This window comes from Enterococcus sp. DIV0806c (assembly GCF_051710905.1).
In the GTDB taxonomy this organism is placed as follows: Bacteria; Bacillota; Bacilli; order Lactobacillales; family Enterococcaceae; genus Enterococcus_B; species Enterococcus_B mundtii.
Genome location: NZ_JBIOLO010000001.1, coordinates 1273230 through 1288855, shown reverse-complemented (window position 1 = coordinate 1288855; position 15626 = coordinate 1273230). Strand labels below are relative to the sequence as shown.

At 35.5% G+C, this 15626-nt stretch carries 18 protein-coding genes and 1 tRNA gene; 4 read left to right on the top strand and 15 right to left on the bottom strand.

From position 1 onward, the window contains the following. Positions 1-101: 101 nt before the first annotated feature. The gene (locus IGK77_RS06240; RefSeq protein ID WP_254905407.1) at positions 102-890 is read left to right on the top strand and encodes a MerR family transcriptional regulator; all 789 of its coding nucleotides are present in this window, start codon (positions 102-104) and stop codon (positions 888-890) included. A 94-nt stretch (positions 891-984) separates the two neighbouring features. Here the strand turns inward: IGK77_RS06240 and nagA are convergent, their stop codons facing one another. The 4 genes from nagA to IGK77_RS06220 form a co-directional block, all read right to left on the bottom strand. Beyond that, positions 985-2133, bottom strand: a complete 1149-nt coding sequence (gene nagA, locus IGK77_RS06235) for an N-acetylglucosamine-6-phosphate deacetylase (protein WP_071867153.1) — start codon at positions 2131-2133, stop codon at positions 985-987. 74 nt (positions 2134-2207) lie between these two features. After that, positions 2208-3044: a helix-turn-helix domain-containing protein gene (locus tag IGK77_RS06230; protein WP_071867154.1), complete on the bottom strand. Its 837-nt coding sequence runs from the start codon at positions 3042-3044 to the stop codon at positions 2208-2210. Between the two features lie 435 nt (positions 3045-3479). Then, positions 3480-4697: a pyridoxal phosphate-dependent aminotransferase gene (locus IGK77_RS06225; RefSeq protein WP_019724414.1), complete on the bottom strand. Its 1218-nt coding sequence runs from the start codon at positions 4695-4697 to the stop codon at positions 3480-3482. 134 nt (positions 4698-4831) lie between these two features. Beyond that, the gene (locus tag IGK77_RS06220; RefSeq protein WP_176285276.1) at positions 4832-4993 is read right to left on the bottom strand and encodes a hypothetical protein; all 162 of its coding nucleotides are present in this window, start codon (positions 4991-4993) and stop codon (positions 4832-4834) included. A 116-nt stretch (positions 4994-5109) separates the two neighbouring features. Here IGK77_RS06220 and IGK77_RS06215 point away from each other — a divergent pair. From IGK77_RS06215 to IGK77_RS06205, 3 genes are all read left to right on the top strand, one after another. Next, a tRNA-Leu gene (locus tag IGK77_RS06215) sits at positions 5110-5193 on the top strand. Between the two features lie 335 nt (positions 5194-5528). After that, positions 5529-6167, top strand: coding sequence for an SHOCT domain-containing protein (locus tag IGK77_RS06210; RefSeq protein ID WP_175401336.1), 639 nt, complete (start codon positions 5529-5531; stop codon positions 6165-6167). Between the two features lie 94 nt (positions 6168-6261). Continuing rightward, positions 6262-6567 carry a DUF5960 family protein gene (locus IGK77_RS06205; protein WP_438713106.1) on the top strand — a complete coding sequence of 102 codons (306 nt, stop codon included), beginning with the start codon at positions 6262-6264 and terminating at the stop codon, positions 6565-6567. A gap of 638 nt (positions 6568-7205) precedes the next feature. Here the strand turns inward: IGK77_RS06205 and IGK77_RS06200 are convergent. The 11 genes from IGK77_RS06200 to IGK77_RS06150 form a co-directional block, all read right to left on the bottom strand. Then, positions 7206-7352, bottom strand: coding sequence for a hypothetical protein (locus IGK77_RS06200; protein ID WP_169823211.1), 147 nt, complete (start codon positions 7350-7352; stop codon positions 7206-7208). Positions 7353-7705: 353 nt separating this feature from the next. Then, positions 7706-8287, bottom strand: coding sequence for a hypothetical protein (locus IGK77_RS06195; protein ID WP_071866056.1), 582 nt, complete (start codon positions 8285-8287; stop codon positions 7706-7708). A gap of 245 nt (positions 8288-8532) precedes the next feature. Beyond that, a complete protein-coding gene (locus tag IGK77_RS06190) occupies positions 8533-9351 on the bottom strand; it encodes a DUF3037 domain-containing protein (protein WP_071866055.1) in 819 nt (272 codons plus the stop codon). A gap of 5 nt (positions 9352-9356) precedes the next feature. Beyond that, positions 9357-10154, bottom strand: a complete 798-nt coding sequence (locus IGK77_RS06185; RefSeq protein WP_071866054.1) for a HipA family kinase — start codon at positions 10152-10154, stop codon at positions 9357-9359. A gap of 222 nt (positions 10155-10376) precedes the next feature. Next, a complete protein-coding gene (locus tag IGK77_RS06180; protein WP_438713105.1) occupies positions 10377-11369 on the bottom strand; it encodes an N-acetylmuramoyl-L-alanine amidase in 993 nt (330 codons plus the stop codon). Beyond that, the gene (locus tag IGK77_RS06175; RefSeq protein WP_438713104.1) at positions 11369-11623 is read right to left on the bottom strand and encodes a DUF5960 family protein; all 255 of its coding nucleotides are present in this window, start codon (positions 11621-11623) and stop codon (positions 11369-11371) included. The genes IGK77_RS06180 and IGK77_RS06175 overlap by 1 nt, the downstream gene beginning before the upstream one ends. Next, on the bottom strand, positions 11613-12011 hold the full coding sequence (locus tag IGK77_RS06170; protein ID WP_438713103.1) for a phage holin family protein: 399 nt from the start codon (positions 12009-12011) through the stop codon (positions 11613-11615). Before IGK77_RS06170 ends, IGK77_RS06175 begins: the two co-directional genes overlap by 11 nt. A 61-nt stretch (positions 12012-12072) precedes the next feature. Next, the gene (locus IGK77_RS06165) at positions 12073-12201 is read right to left on the bottom strand and encodes an XkdX family protein (protein ID WP_438713102.1); all 129 of its coding nucleotides are present in this window, start codon (positions 12199-12201) and stop codon (positions 12073-12075) included. After that, positions 12194-12643, bottom strand: a complete 450-nt coding sequence (locus IGK77_RS06160) for a hypothetical protein (protein ID WP_438713101.1) — start codon at positions 12641-12643, stop codon at positions 12194-12196. Before IGK77_RS06160 ends, IGK77_RS06165 begins: the two co-directional genes overlap by 8 nt. 12 nt (positions 12644-12655) lie before the next feature. Further along, entirely contained in the window at positions 12656-14818 is a 2163-nt protein-coding gene (locus IGK77_RS06155; protein WP_438713099.1) for a BppU family phage baseplate upper protein, read from the bottom strand. A 33-nt stretch (positions 14819-14851) separates the two neighbouring features. Next, on the bottom strand, positions 14852-15622 hold the full coding sequence (locus IGK77_RS06150) for a hypothetical protein (RefSeq protein ID WP_438713098.1): 771 nt from the start codon (positions 15620-15622) through the stop codon (positions 14852-14854). Between the last annotated feature and the right edge of the window lie 4 nt (positions 15623-15626).

The following is a 15626-nucleotide window of genomic DNA, read 5'->3' as shown; positions in this document are numbered from 1 at the left end:
GTCAAGGATTTCGTGTAAATAATTTAAAAATACTCGCTTTTTTGAATCAACTAATAGTAAAATGAGGGACAGATATAAAGTATAAATAAAATCAAACGGGAGTGAATCGATTGAAAATCAATGAATTAGCAAAATTATATGATATTACCCCACATACTTTACGTTACTATGAAAAAATCGGTTTGATCCAACCAGATTATGACGATAACGGTTATCGAAATTATTCGTACAAAGAATTAGAACAACTAAATACGATTCGCGATCTGCGATATTTTGATGTTTCTTTGCCTGAGATTGTCGAATACCTGAATAATAAAAATATCGATCGAACAAAAAAACTTTTACGATTTGAAATTGACTCCTTGCATCGTTTGATTGCAGAATCAAAAGAAAAAATCTCCTTATTAGATGATCGCTTACAGTTGATCTATGAAGTAGAAGATACTCCATTCAATCAACCGATCGTGATGGAACATCCGTTACGTCAAGTAATCAAAGACGATGAAATGACGACTAGCGATGATGTCGATTACGCATTGAAACAGCTGCATAAAAAGCATGAGAAACACCTCAGTGCCAACAATCAAAATTTATTTGGAAGTATCTTACATGAAGAGTCAGATCCTTTTGCCTATCAAGTCTTTTATTTCTATCCAGAAACTGCCTCTTTGATCAACGAGGTGTCCACGTTACCATCCGGGAAATACTTGACCTACACTTACCAAGGAGCCTACGAGCAACAAGTCACAGGCATTCAAGAAATAAAAAAATATGCACAAACACATCAATTAGAATTAAAAAGTCCATTTTATGAACTCTATCTCGTAGATTTCCATGAAACCAATGACCAGAATGAATTTATTACACGCTTAGAAGTATTGATCCAGTAACCAACTATTTATCTAAAAAACAGCACAAAAAAACAGCCAAAAGAGAGTAAAGCTACGAGTTGCTTCTTCCTTTTGGCTGTTCATTTATGCTTTTTTACGCATGATAACGTTCAACACCATCTAAATAGGTGGCATCTAAGGTCATGTCAGGATTCAAGACGATGAAATCAGCATCTCTTCCTTTAGCAATCTTTCCACATGTATCGTCGATCTTACAGCTAACTGCAGGAACGTACGTAGCCATCATGATTGCTTGTTCTGGTGTAGCTAAGCCCCAATCTACGACATTTTTGATTGCTTCTTTTAATCTTAGGATACTTCCAGCTAGATTTCCAGATTCTAAGCGAGCCGTTCCATCTTTTACGACTACTGGGAACTCACCTAAATTGTAGTTACCATCAGGCATCCCACCAGCCATCATGCAATCCGTGATCAAAGCCACATGTTCATGTCCTGCTTTTTCCATCAGGATCTGTGCTGCATTTGGGTGGACATGGTGACCGTCACAAATCAACTCAGAAAATACGTGATCCAATGATAATAACGCGCCGACCATACCTGGCTCACGATGGTTCAAGCCGCGCATCCCGTTAAACGCATGAACAAATACACTTGCACCTGCTTCAACAGCTGCTTGTGCTTCATTGATCGTTGCATTACTATGACCTAAAGCAACGACAACGCCTTCATCTGTTACTTGTTTTACAAATTCTTCCACACCCGCGCGTTCTGGTGCTAATGCGATTTTTTTGATCAATCCGCCTGAAGCTTCTTGCCATTCATTGAAGACTGCCAGATCGGGGTCGCCAAAATAACTTGGGTTTTGCGCGCCTTTATGCTCTTCTGTAAAGAATGGTCCTTCAAAATAGATCCCTTTGATTTTAGCGCCAGGAGCTTCATGGTACATTTTTCCAATCGTCTCTGCCACATCTTTTAGACGTTCTTTACTAGAGGTTAATGTTGTAGGTAAAAAGGCAGTTACCCCACAAGATAATAAGCCTTCTGACATGGCTTTGATTCCTTCTGCGTCATTATCCATAACATCGTGATTCATAAACCCATGAATATGTGTGTCTACAAGTCCAGGGGCGATCCATTTACCGCTTTGATCAATGATCGTTACTTCACCTGTTGGTTTTTCTGAAAGATATTCGCCAAAAAGCCCATCAGTGATTTCAAGATATCCAGTGTTTTTCACACCAGATGCTAAAAAGAATTTGTCAGCATAGATATAAGTTCTCATTCTATTCTCTCCTTTGATGATCTACCTTTAAATTACTCTTATTTACGAAAGAAGTCAAGAATGGTCTACACCATTTATATACTTTTAGCAATCTTTTTTACTGCTTGAGCTAATTCTTCATAAAACAATGCTTTTGATAGTTCATTTTGCTGTTTGTAGATCAAACTTTTTAGAATAAATAAATCATTTAAATAATAATAGCTATTTTTTTCTTGTGCCCAACGAATCCCTTGATTCACTTGTTCAAGAGCTGCTTGGCGTTCTCCTTGATGAAATAGAAAACTACCATAATTATAAAAAATCTGCGTCAATTCGCTTTTGTTGTGCTCGTTGATCGTATCATGCAAGAGTTGGACACTACGACTTAAATAATATCTTGCTTCTGTACTTCTCCCTGCAACCCCATAGACTTTACCAATACAGCTGATCAATTGGATCTCGATATCACAGACATGTGTCCGATCTTTTTGGCTAGAGTAAGTCAATGCTTCTTTCAAGTAACTAAGTGCCTTTACTAGGTTTTTCCTTAATGTAAATTCACAAACACCTAAATAATAATAATACCGTTGAAAATCCTCAGCTGAATAGAGATTCTCTGTCACCTTCGCTGATTTTAGTTCTTGTTCTAATTTACGATAATCTCTTTTTAAAAAGTAAAGGTCCAGAAGATCAAACTGTCTAGTTGCTGCTCGCATCTTGTCCTTGGATAAGTTCATTACATAATCGATCGTTACACCAAGCCTGTGACAGATTTGGGCCATCACTAATACATTTGGTAACTCTTCGTTATTTTCGATTCTACTTAGCACACTTTGAGAACAAATGCCTTGTGAAAGCATTTGTTGAGTCATTTTTTGTTCTTTTCGGATTTCTTTGATGATCGTACCAAAGGAATCGACTAATGCTTCCATAAGTATCCCCCTCTCAAAAAAAATATGCGTATTCGCATGACTACATGTATTGTACTTGACTACTTTGTAAACTTCAAGAAAAGTCCAATAGCAACGAATCATTTTTCAAAAATTGACATTAAAAAAACGCCTCGGTATCCGGACGGCTTTTAGGTGAAGTCGTATTTACTTTATAAAAAAACTTGCCAATCACATCGTTTTTACTACTCGTTGGCTATTACTCGAAAATGGTTATTGCAGGTGTTAAGTGAGAATAAACCCCAGACAAAAACGGTTGATTTAGTGAAGTAAGCAAACGCCTATAAGAATCGTTGATTCCAATTTTTATAGTGATTCACTTACTTCATAAAATCTTGATTTGTCCCGTCAGTTACTCGCTTGCGCTTAAAACTACCTACTTAATACACACGCACAACAGCCAAAATATGACATTTCCTATCTTTGTTGGTAGGTTGTCAGGAATTCACGCATTTTTTTCGCCGTTACTTTTAGATCGTCTAATTTTGGTAAGTAAACGATTCGAAAGTGGTCTGGATCAGGCCAGTTAAAACCGCCTCCGTGAACCAGTAAAATCTTATGCTCGTGTAGAAAATCTAATACGAATTGCTCATCATTGGTAATATTAAAGCGTTTCGTATCGATTTTTGGAAAGATATAAAATGCTGCTTTCGGTTTAACTGCTGATAATCCAGGGATATCGTTGATTGCATTATAGATGTATTCTCTTTGTTCGTAGATCCGTCCACCTGGCAATAACAATTCATCCACACTTTGGTAGCCACCTAATGCAGTTTGGATGATTTGTTGTGACAGGACATTTGAACAAAGACGCATAGAGGAAAGCATATTCAACCCTTCGATATAGCCTTTTACATTTGATTTGTCACCACTCAACACCATCCAGCCGACACGGAATCCCGCCACACGATGTGATTTAGATAGGCCATTCAATGTGACAACGAATAGATCAGGTGCTAAAGTCGCAATCGGGATATGCTCTAAGCCGTCCATCACTAAACGATCATAGATTTCGTCTGAATAAATGATCAATTGATGTTCTCGTGCGATTTTCACGATTTCTTCTAATAACTCTTTCGGATATAAAGCTCCTGTTGGGTTATTAGGATTGATGATCACGATTGCCTTTGTTCGGCTAGTAACTTTGGATTTGATATCCTCAATATCTGGATACCATTCGGCTTGTTCATCGCATACATAATGAACTGGTTTTCCTCCAGCCAAAGAAACAGAAGCTGTCCATAAAGGATAATCTGGCATTGGCACTAATACTTCATCGCCATTGTCCAGTAGCCCTTGCATACACATCGTGATCAGCTCACTGACCCCATTACCAGTATAGATATCATTGATCGTCACATTTGGAAATTTTTTCAATTGACAATACTGTTCAATCGCTTTTCGTGCAGAAAAAATCCCTTTTGAATCCGAATAGCCTTCTGAATCTCTAGCATTCATGATCAAATCACGGATCACTTCATTTGGTGCCTCAAATCCAAATGGTGCTGGATTTCCCGTATTCAATTTTAAAATACTGATGCCCTCTTCTTGCATTCGCTCTGCTTCTTCAAGAACCGGTCCCCGGACATCGTAACTTACGCCTTCTAATTTGTTGGATTTTTCAAATTCTCTCATAGTGATCCAATCCCTCGTTTCAAAAAAGTTAGAAATTTCTGATTATACCTATTTATTTCCATATCATACTCCATTCATCTGGTTTTTGCCACCGTTTTAAAAAAATCCTAGATGAAAATCAACTTTTTTTACTTTTATCTTTCATGTCGATTGTTCCAAAGATTTGCTGCCCAATCCATAGCGATCCCAATGATCACACCTAAGAATATCCCCATGATCAATTGTCCGAATGCTGATCCAATGATCATGCCTGCCACCATTCCTAAAATGGAAAATTCTCCATCATATTTATTCATGATTTTCCTCTTTCATATCTTGACATCTATTTCGTTACTCGCTATGATTAAAGTGTTGTTTCTTGCAGACGTGATGGAACGGCAGACATGCCACTATTCTATAGTAGGCTTGTAAAGCAGATGTGTTGGAACTGGCAGACAAGCATGATTGAGGGTCATGTGAGCGCAAGCTCGTGTGGGTTCGAGTCCCATCATCTGCATATAATTATGTTCGTAAAGTGTCCGAACTTTGCGAACTTTTTTATTTCCTCAGAACTTTCTTCTACTGTTATATGATATGCATTGTTTATATCAATAATCCAACATCATATAAGGGTATAGAACCTGTAGTAAATTAGCTTTTTCTATGTATGTTATCTCCATAATATGATTGTATAACCTTTTACACTCCTTGCCCTTTTTTCCACTTGACAATAGTTGATTTAAGATGAATATCATTTTTGGAACTATTTATAAAAAATGAAATTATTCAATACCGATAGGTTCTAAATTTAATTTCTGATACAATGAATTTATAAAATTATTGAAAAGAGGAATGGATATGGGTTTGTTTAGCAGCAAGGCAGATAAAGAAAAGGCGAAACGTGAAAAAGAAAATCGCAAAGCTGAAAACGAAAAAATACTAGAATACTTTAAGAACCATAGTGACTACAACGTTGGCGACATGTATTTCGATGATAAACATGGTAAAATTTTTATAAAGAAATCTCTTACAATGAACAGATCACAAGCTGTATACAATTACGATGAACTAATTAGCTACACTCCTATATTTGAAGGTGGAAAAATAAAAAAACATCACGGCATTACTCGTGCAATAGTTGGTGGAGTTATAGCTGGTCCTGTTGGTGCTGTTGTTGGAGCTGGGACTGGTGGAAAAGAATTCGATACTATTAAGCGATTAGGTTTTATTCTTCACCTTACCGAAAACCGTTCTCAAAACTACATGCTTATTATTTCAGAATCTAAAACAGACAGTTTCTTAACAAAGTCTACATTGGAAGATTATAACAACATAGCAGCTAAACTAGATCAAATCATTTCTTCAAATACTAAAGAGTCCTTTCCCTCTGGAAGCGATGCCGATGAGTTACGAAAATTCAAAGGCCTTCTTGACGACGGAATAATCACTCAAGAAGAATTTGATGAAAAGAAAAAGGAATTGTTAGGTTAATAACTTTGAGCCTGTTCAACAGGCTTTTTTCTTTACCTTCTGTTCGCTTTACAAAAAGAACGTAAGTTCGTAAAATCGAACAAGGGGGAGAGAAATGATAATCCATAAAGAGGTAATGTTGTGGTTCTTTCATGATCCAAAGAAAAAATTCGAAAAAGAACTATATAAATACTGGAATTCCGAAATTGATTTCAAACTTGTAGAAAATAAGCTGTTAATCCACTTATACGAATCAGATAAAAACTATTTTATGCTACCTGCTTCTAAGACGAAAAATAATATGAAAGTATATTTTTTATTCGATATTGTCACAGATGTTCCTAATACAAAATTGCAGCATCGAAGGTATGATTTTAAGAAACGTTTGTTTTTAAATCCTGAGCTGGTCGAGTTGGCATGAGTAGCTGCCTGTTCAATTAAAAAAACACCCACTCGAAAAGAGCAGGCTAACTTAGGATAAAGAATGTTCTGAATGTGGATACTTAAACTTTACTATCATTTTAATTTAGATTCAAATAATATGTTCTTTTATGTACTCCGCTCCAAAGAGCGGTTTGTGAAAAAGCATTGTTGTTAGGTTGATATAATAAGGTTACTATCTTTTTATCAATTATTCAACTTATATAATCATTTTGTTGTCTAAATTACGTATGTTATAATTAATAAAGAGAGTATCGATATGCACGCTGTAGACTTCCCCAAAAGTTTTAGCCATCGATACTCTCTTTTCATAATTACGCCTACAATTAGTTTAAGGTTAACCTAATGTTAATGCAAGCGTTTTGTTTTTATGTTTTTAAGATTTTTCTATAAAAAAAAGACCCACTCCGGAGAGTGGGCGGGTATTAAAAAACGAATTCTTAGTATTAAGGATAACTTAAGGTTACTATGATTTTATTTATTGTTCAAGTCATGTGCTTTTCTTATCGCTTGTTCTCTTATAATGGTTAGGTGCCGATTGAAGATTTGAGCGAGTTACTACAATCGATTAAAAAACAAAAATTTCCTGTCTAACTAAGGACTGGACTTCTAGTATTTTTATTTTTTTGTTCTTTGCTTACTACGCTGATTACTTTTCTTCACTGCTTTTGCAGCAACAACGCTTGATAACAAACCGTCGCCCATTACTTTATCTGTAGCTTTTTTTGCACCTTTATATTTCACTGCTGATTTCAAAATACTCAATAGCACGCACCTCCTCTTATACATTCAAATAATATGATAGATTTAAGAATTTTATATGAAATTTGAGATAATTTAACTATAAATTGTAAAATATTGTTATATTATTTGAGATGATTTTTTTCTTAATTTTTATTCTATACTTTTTTAACTTTCACGATGTTTACAACCGATTGGATAATTTATCAGAAAAAACTTGATGTTGATCAATCGAATTGAAGCGTATTCATGATATATTGTATACTATTTTTGCTATTAATATTAGGCTTTGATTCGGAATAAAACGAGTTGCTACAATTAATTGAAGAACGTAAAAAAGACCTCAACCAAGAATGATTGGTTGAGGTTTTTACTATCTATAAAATATCAGTTATTACGATATCTTTTAAATGTTCTTTACCATTGATATCAACAAAAACTGCTTCAAGATGTAAAGTTCCATCCTCTCTTATATATCTTTTACTTACATCAGATAAATACTTAATATCTTCACAATACTTTTTTCCTACCATCCCAGGTTGAATAAATTCAAGTTTTGGATTTTCAACAAGTTGGCTAATTTCCTCAATATAATCATCTTTATCAGCACCTTGAGGTCTAATCCCCATAAACGAAATCGCAATTGGTTTTGCGCTATGATTATACGCATATACTTCAATACTACTAAATTGGCCATACATATTAATTCCTTCTGGAGATACTGTTTCTTTACGTAATTTTTTAACTACTATTGCAACTTTTACCTTTTTTTCATCAAAAACAATCCATAACGAAACCCATACAGCACCTATTGTCCCAACAGCACTTAACCATTCTGCAAGCAACCCTGACAGACTAAAATCAATACCAAATAGAATAAAAACTATGAAACTCCCCAAAATACCACATAAAAAAGATTGAAAATTATTATTTTTAAAAAGACTAACTATTTTATCCACAACATCACCTCCATATTATTATAAGCAATAATATGATTAAAGACGATCATTTTTATTTTTATATACCGACTTTTTATTACATAAAAAAAGACCCACTTCGAAAAGTGGGCAAATGATTAAATCCTTATCATTGGTTAGGTTTTGAATGGAAATATGGGCGAGTTGATACAATTAATTGTATAACGTAAAAATCAACACCAAGAACGATTTTTGAGTTTTTACAGTCTCAAATTTACATTTTATTTCTAATTTAATCCTTGAAAAATTAAATTATTAGTATATTCCCCAATTGAAATAATTTCTATATTAGGGGCCAAACAGCATAATTTTTTTTTAACAGAGTCCATAAAATCTTCATCATAAAATTCAGAATTCCCCATAACAACTTTGATGTTTTTTTTATAAAAGTAATCGTGATTTTCTAACATATCAATTTGAAATTTATTAATTTGATCAATTATATCAGTTTTCCTTTTATAATCGAAGCTCAATACCTTAACTAAAGTAGTGTTATACTCAAAATCAACTACTTCTCGTTCTGCCAAATCGTGTATCTTCGGTACTTTAACATGCTCTTTTAAATTCAAGTTTCTAAGTTCTTTACTCAATAATCGTTTAACTTCTGGTGTCGTAATCCTCTCTGACTTAGGTCTATCGTAATACAGATAAGTCCTTATTAAATCATTAATATCTTCTAATAAAGCAGCCCGAGAGGAAACGAGTTCTCTCACTTCTGAAAATTTAAATTCATTAACATAATATTTTGTTATATTAGAAATAAAATTATCAGAATGTATATTATCGAATCGTTCCTCATCATAATCTTCTAACTCCAAAGAAGGATAATCAAAGTAGTAAGAGAATGTCTCACTCATTAATTCCATATAATCTTTATCAAATTCGTCATCAAAAGATTTAAGCCTATTAATATTCTTAGTCCTATGAAATTTAGAATACTCTTCAGAAGGGCAGTGAATAACAATACCAAAAATTACGGATTCTTGTCGAATTATACTGGGAATATAATTACATATAGAATAATTTATTTTTATTGCGTCATTCATAATTATTACCCTCCTTTTCTTTTTGAGTACGCATTCTGTAACTGGATCGTAATACCTTCAATTTGTTTCATTTGTTCCCATATTAACTCAAATGAACTCTCTATTTCTTCTAGTTTTATTCCCCAATCATCGGGAATATCTTGAAATACAGATTGAACATCTGTTTTATTTAAATTTTTTATTTTATCTTTAGTATTATTATAGCAGTTGTAACCTGTAAGCTGTGAAGAAAATGCCCGATAATTTCTCCCAAGTAAATTATCTACCACCATAGGACTTTTTCCTTTTAACTGTCTAAGCTCGTTTGCAGACCAAATCTCTCCGTTAATAAATATGTGAGAATGATCAATTGCCAAAACTTTTTTCTCTTTTTTATCATAATACAAATTCCCATCATTTTTAGCTCTATCATTATTCAAAATTATTTGATCAAAAACTAAAATCTTAGAAATATCTGCTCCATTAATAGTGTTTCGTGCTAAAATAGGTGAAATTTTTGGAGTACCAGCTCTATATTCGCTTAGAAAGCAAGTACAAGCGAGGGCATTCGTTTCTAACAAATGCGGTGTTTTAGAAATGACGGCTTCAGATAATTCAGCAACCATACAATCAGGCATTGGAATTTCAAGCAATTTTCCAAGCCTGTAAGCGATCAACTCATTATATAAAATTTTAGCACTGCAAAAGTCATGTAAATATTTCATTACATAAACTTTTCCATCATCAGCCTGTACTCGAACAGGTTGTGTTACTCCATTTGGAATCCGCCCTAAATAATTCGTAACTTTTCGTATTGTACTCACCCGATTTCATCTTGTCAATATTATATTAAAAATTATAATATTGTTTAACATTATTAACAATACGGAACATATGTTTAAACTCAACATAGATTTTCTAGCTTGAATAAGTATTTAGATAATTTATATTTTCTATGTACCACCCCTCAATTGATATGCATTCCAAAAAAATTAGAATTAAATTCTAATTTAAAGTTATGTTCATCAGGTGAGAGGCTATGTTTTTTATCGCTTAGGAATCGTCAAAACATACTCAGGAAAACGAATATCCACTGTTTGTCCATTGATTGTATTTCCGTTCGGATCGTTTGTTCGTCGTAACATCGGAAAGACCCTTTTCCCTGCAAATTTACGGATATCTAGTGTGCCATCCAAACCAAATCGTAGGCCACTAGGTAATCCATATGCTGCATTCACATCATCTCTGATAATGCCCGCTGACCTACAACGACCAATTTCAACATCCGGATTGTCGGCATCCATCCAGAAGACATATCCTTGATTTAAATGAGCTGCACCATTGATTGGCACTAACCAAGCACCAATTCGAAAAATACCAAGAGATAGCTCATTAAACACTTCTAGCTTACCTACATAATTACCAACAGTTTTTGGTGGGCTCCCTAAGATAATTTGATCATGTGTCTGTGGTGTCGCTTGAATACTACCACTTCCGCTTGTGTTGTAGCCAAGCACATTCATCACCGCATGAATTGCTTGGTCCATGTTCTGATCTAATCGGCGCATGTCATTCGCATTATCGATAAAGCACCACTCGATTAATAGTACATTGACACCGCTATTCGTGTTCCTGTGGACAAATAAGCTAGTCGTTGCTTTCGCTCCTCTGTCCACAATGCCTAACGCTTTGGCAATTGCTGCGGATACTTCTGCGGCTTTCTTGCGAGCTTCTTCATTGCCTGCCCAATACCAAACTTCTGCACCAGTTGCTTGTCCATTGAACGCATTTAAATGATTTGTGATCGCCCACCCATTACCGGCTGAATTCATTGCATTCACTTGATTCTGTAAATTTTGATTCACAGTAGTTGCTGATTGGTCACTAGTACTAGCTACAGATGCTATTGCTTGCATTTTTTGTGTAATCGTACGAACTACATCCGCTTCACGTCTACCATTTCCAACTGCTCCTGGGTCCATCCAGTTGCTTCCACTTTGTCGTCCGCCGTGTCCGCCGCCATTTGAACGAATAGTCATTATTGATCACCTCTTCCAATATAAAACCAGTCAAGTAAACTCTCTTTCGGATCATCTGTTTTTTCTCGTTCCTTTTGTTCGAAAACAAATTTTTCATCTTTGTTAGTTGTGGTAAACTCCGCTGGCACTGTATAAATTGAATCAGTAGAATGGTTCAACGTATGCGCTGCATCTTCGACCGCCGTTTCATTATTTTGTAATTCTGGTTTAACTACTTCGTTGTAGTCAGAAATAAATTTTTCTTTATTTCTCATCGTCGTTTCCTCCTTGCTTTTCAGTAGAATCTTTTAATTTACTGAATCGATCTTTTACAAAATCAGGAACTGGAATTCCTAACTGCCCCAAGTTTTCAATGACAGAGATGCCATAAACAGCTATATAAGATAGAACGAATGCTGTTGCGACACCTTCGAAATTCATTATTTTTAGATATGGATAAGCAACCAGAACAAGCCCAACCACTAATAAGTGCTTCACTACACCCATTAATCCCTTTGTGCTGTTCGCTTCTTTCCCAGCTAGCCCTTTACATACTCCTGTTACAATGTCAGCAATAACAATCCAAACAAAAATCTGAATGTAAATATTGCTTACAAGGTTTTTGAACTCTGATAACAAAACTAAGTTGTCGATAATCACCATGTTTCCACCCTTCTTTCTGTTTTTGGACACACAAAAAGCGCACTCGTTTGAGTACGCTTTTCTAACTTTCTGTATTTACAATTCTGTCTGCTTCTTCATCTGTAATACACAGTGGAACGAACTGCCGGACTTGCTCATCGGTGAAATAACCCCAATCGTACATCGTTTTTACATCATAAAAACTAAACATTCTCTTCCCCTCCTTCATTCACAGTAAACTCTTCTTTAATTTTTGCAATCTCTTGACTGTTCTGGAGCGACACTAGCATCGTCTTTGAGTTGATTTGAGCTAAACTATCTGCTTTTTGTTTTAAAGAAGCATTCTCTTGTTTGATTGCTACATCATTTAGCATTAATTTAGAATTGAGCTGTTTCAAATCACTATTTTCTTGCTTTAACTTTTGATACATTACTTTTAGATTATTTAAATCATTGTGATCTAACACATTCGCTAGAACGATCCATCGGCTTTCTGTAGGATCAAACATTTGATCGTTAATCGATAGTGGTTCACCGTCTGGTCTTTCTCCTTCTAATGGTGGAACTTCCGTAAATGGCACTCGTACTAAAAAATTATCCGAGACTTCAAGTTCTACGCCACCTGTTCGCCCATATTGCCAAATTTTTTTCATAGTTTCATCCCTTTATGCTGTAATAACTTCTCTGATATATACTTGGTCAACACCCCAAGCCGAAATTGACTCACTCTTGACATTTGTTGATGTTACAAGTGTTAAAACATCACCAGCTTTAAATTGCCTCGTTGCAATCCATCCGATATCATTGCGCCAATTCAATCCACCTGCAACACCAGCCAACCGATATCTATTGGCCCCATTCACCAAGATAATTAAATAGGCATAGAAATTAGAATTGTCGGTTTGACAAGTAAAATTACCCGCAAGTTGCAAGGTACAGTTTTTTAATATAGTTAATGTTTTAGTGTCTTGTGATATCGTAAATACATCATTTGTTTTAGAGCGCTCGTTGTCATAAGCAAAGATACTTCCCCAGTTTAGTGCAGTCCATTCAGCGATTGGGACACCTGCCAAAAGTCCACCAGTTAAGGAAATTCCAAACTTTTCAGTTGATATACGTTCACCTTCAATATAAGGCTGTTCAAGAAAATCCTTTGTTCCTTCAATAGACTGTGGCTTTGTCAGACTTACTTTGTCATTCAACCTTTTTTCAGTGTACTCAGGTGTAACATCCCAGCTATAGTCGTATGGATTATTACTGCCTTTCAAACCTTCACCAAAGTACTTGTATTGTAAAATATTTGGTGTTGCTGTAGCGCCTTCTTCGAGTTTTAGCCATTCAATTACACAGTTCCCCACCGAAGCAGACGGATGTTGATAGACTCGTAAAATATCAACTGCTCCTGCATTGATATTTGCTTCTGTTATAGTAAATGTTATTCGCCATATGTCAGGCAAACCTTCAACTGGCTTCATATCACCAACTCTAATCGTCCCAGCTCCAAGATAAATGTCAAAACGTTGAACATTAGGTTTCGTACCTTTTATGCTTATTGTGTAAGTTTTTCCAAGTTCCCATCGCCCTTCTCGCCTGCTATCGTAAATAAGGTAGTTACTATTCGTAATAGGAAAAATCTTTGACTTGTCTGCTAAATTAGGTTTGAGTGTTACTTTACTAACCTCATAAGGTGATAGTAACAAATTAGGTTGTATCGGTGTAACTGTAGAACCTTTTTCTATTTTTAAATTTCTAAGCGAAATCGTGCCAGTGATCCGATTTGCTGTTACAACGTCTTGCAGTGCTAGATACCATTGGGTAGGAGGTGTTGTTGAAAAATTGGGAATCTGAGTACGTGAGATTTGTATCCACTTATCATGACTAGTATCTGCAATAGGTCTTGCTGTTTCTAAAGACACTGCTCCGCCAGGTAGGTAATTAAGTGTAAATCGTAGGTTGCTAACATCACCTACGATATCAGAGTCAAACTTGATTTCTGCACTAATAGTATAGGTTTCCCCTGGTAAAACCGCGGGCATTCTCAGAGTAGTGTTATGTCGGATAAAGGTATTTGATCCATCTAACGTGAATATAATCTCTCCATCTTCACCATCTTTAACAGTACCACCTGTTCCTAGAGTGAAGTTGTTTGCACTAACAGGTGGTAGCAGATTAGGATTACCAGAATAGTCATAATACCCAAAATCAATACTATTTGAGTACATTTTTTTCAGATTTCCAAGATCACCGATTTGCTTATTGACTTCGTCGACCTTTCCTTCAACTCGATTGATATTTTGCTGTACAGTATTCATCTGATTTTTTGAATCATTTACCATGTCCTCGATAACTTCGATTTTTGTATCTATTTCTTGCGACATAGTATCAATAAGTTGCTGAAAATCTTTGAAATAGTATTCACCGTTCAATTGAACATCGCCATCAATTGCTGATTTTTCGACGTTGAATGTGAAGGCTAAATTGTCTGTATGACTACCGTCTGGAAAATCAATATAAATAAAAGCATCAACTTTTCCTTCATAGGCTAATAACATATCAGGGATAGGATACTTAACAATGCCTTGCATGTAGCTTTCGGTAATGATTTGATTATCAAAAATCGGGAATAGTTGTTTCTCTTCCCCTTTATAAATGTACATAAAAAGACGTACAGTCGCCCCGAGTAAATCAGTAGGACTGCCGTCTTGATTTTTAATTTCGAATCTTAAAACACCAGAATTCTTATCGTAGGACTTAAAGGTGAAACCAGTAAGCTTTGTGGCCCTGCTAAAAGGTTGGGTCGGTACACCGATATTCGCTATTTTCCTCATTCCGCACCTCTCTCACACTTTCTATTTTAACTTTTAATTAATTCCTTTGATTACACCTATTGACACACTGCCAGGGACCTTTCCTTGTAAGCCAGCAGTATTTATGAATGTTTCGTCATTACGCCGGATAGTTAGTTGATTCGATCCCGTTTGCTCCAACTCAATTTCCCAGAAATATGTTGTTGAAGAATTTCCGTCGCTCAAGTTCAATCCTTGGAACGCCATTCGATTTAAAACAGGTACTTTGAAAATCTGTCCGCCATTACCATTTATAGTGATTTCCAAATTCCGATAATATCTGATTTCATCATTTAACTGGATTACTCGTCCAGGATCTGAGGCAGAACCAGTGAATAACGTTCTCTCAGTGACTAGTTTACGCCAACCTTGGGGGTTGTACCCATCATTATTTCCTTCATTAGGCGTAGTATGTGTATTTTTGTAGTAAGTATCCCCAAAATAGCCAGAAATCACTACGTACAACTTGTAAAAACTTGTCGCAGCATATATATGCAACTTGATGAAACTACCATTATCTACACCCGGCATATCATTGCTTCCCCAAGCCCAACGTGTCCAATATTTACCAGGCGGAATGTCTGACATATTCGGGTACTTTGCACCTAGGTCATTATCTATAAGATATTGACCTTTTGCCAAGCGAACAGTTTCAGGCGTAGCAAGTCCCGCATTGAATTCAGTAGCTAATAAATGAGGGTTTTGATCATCACCATCAAAATGAATTGCTGCTTGTCGCAAAAGCCAGTCAATTGACTTGTCCCTTTGTTTTTTCTCTAAATTCATCATT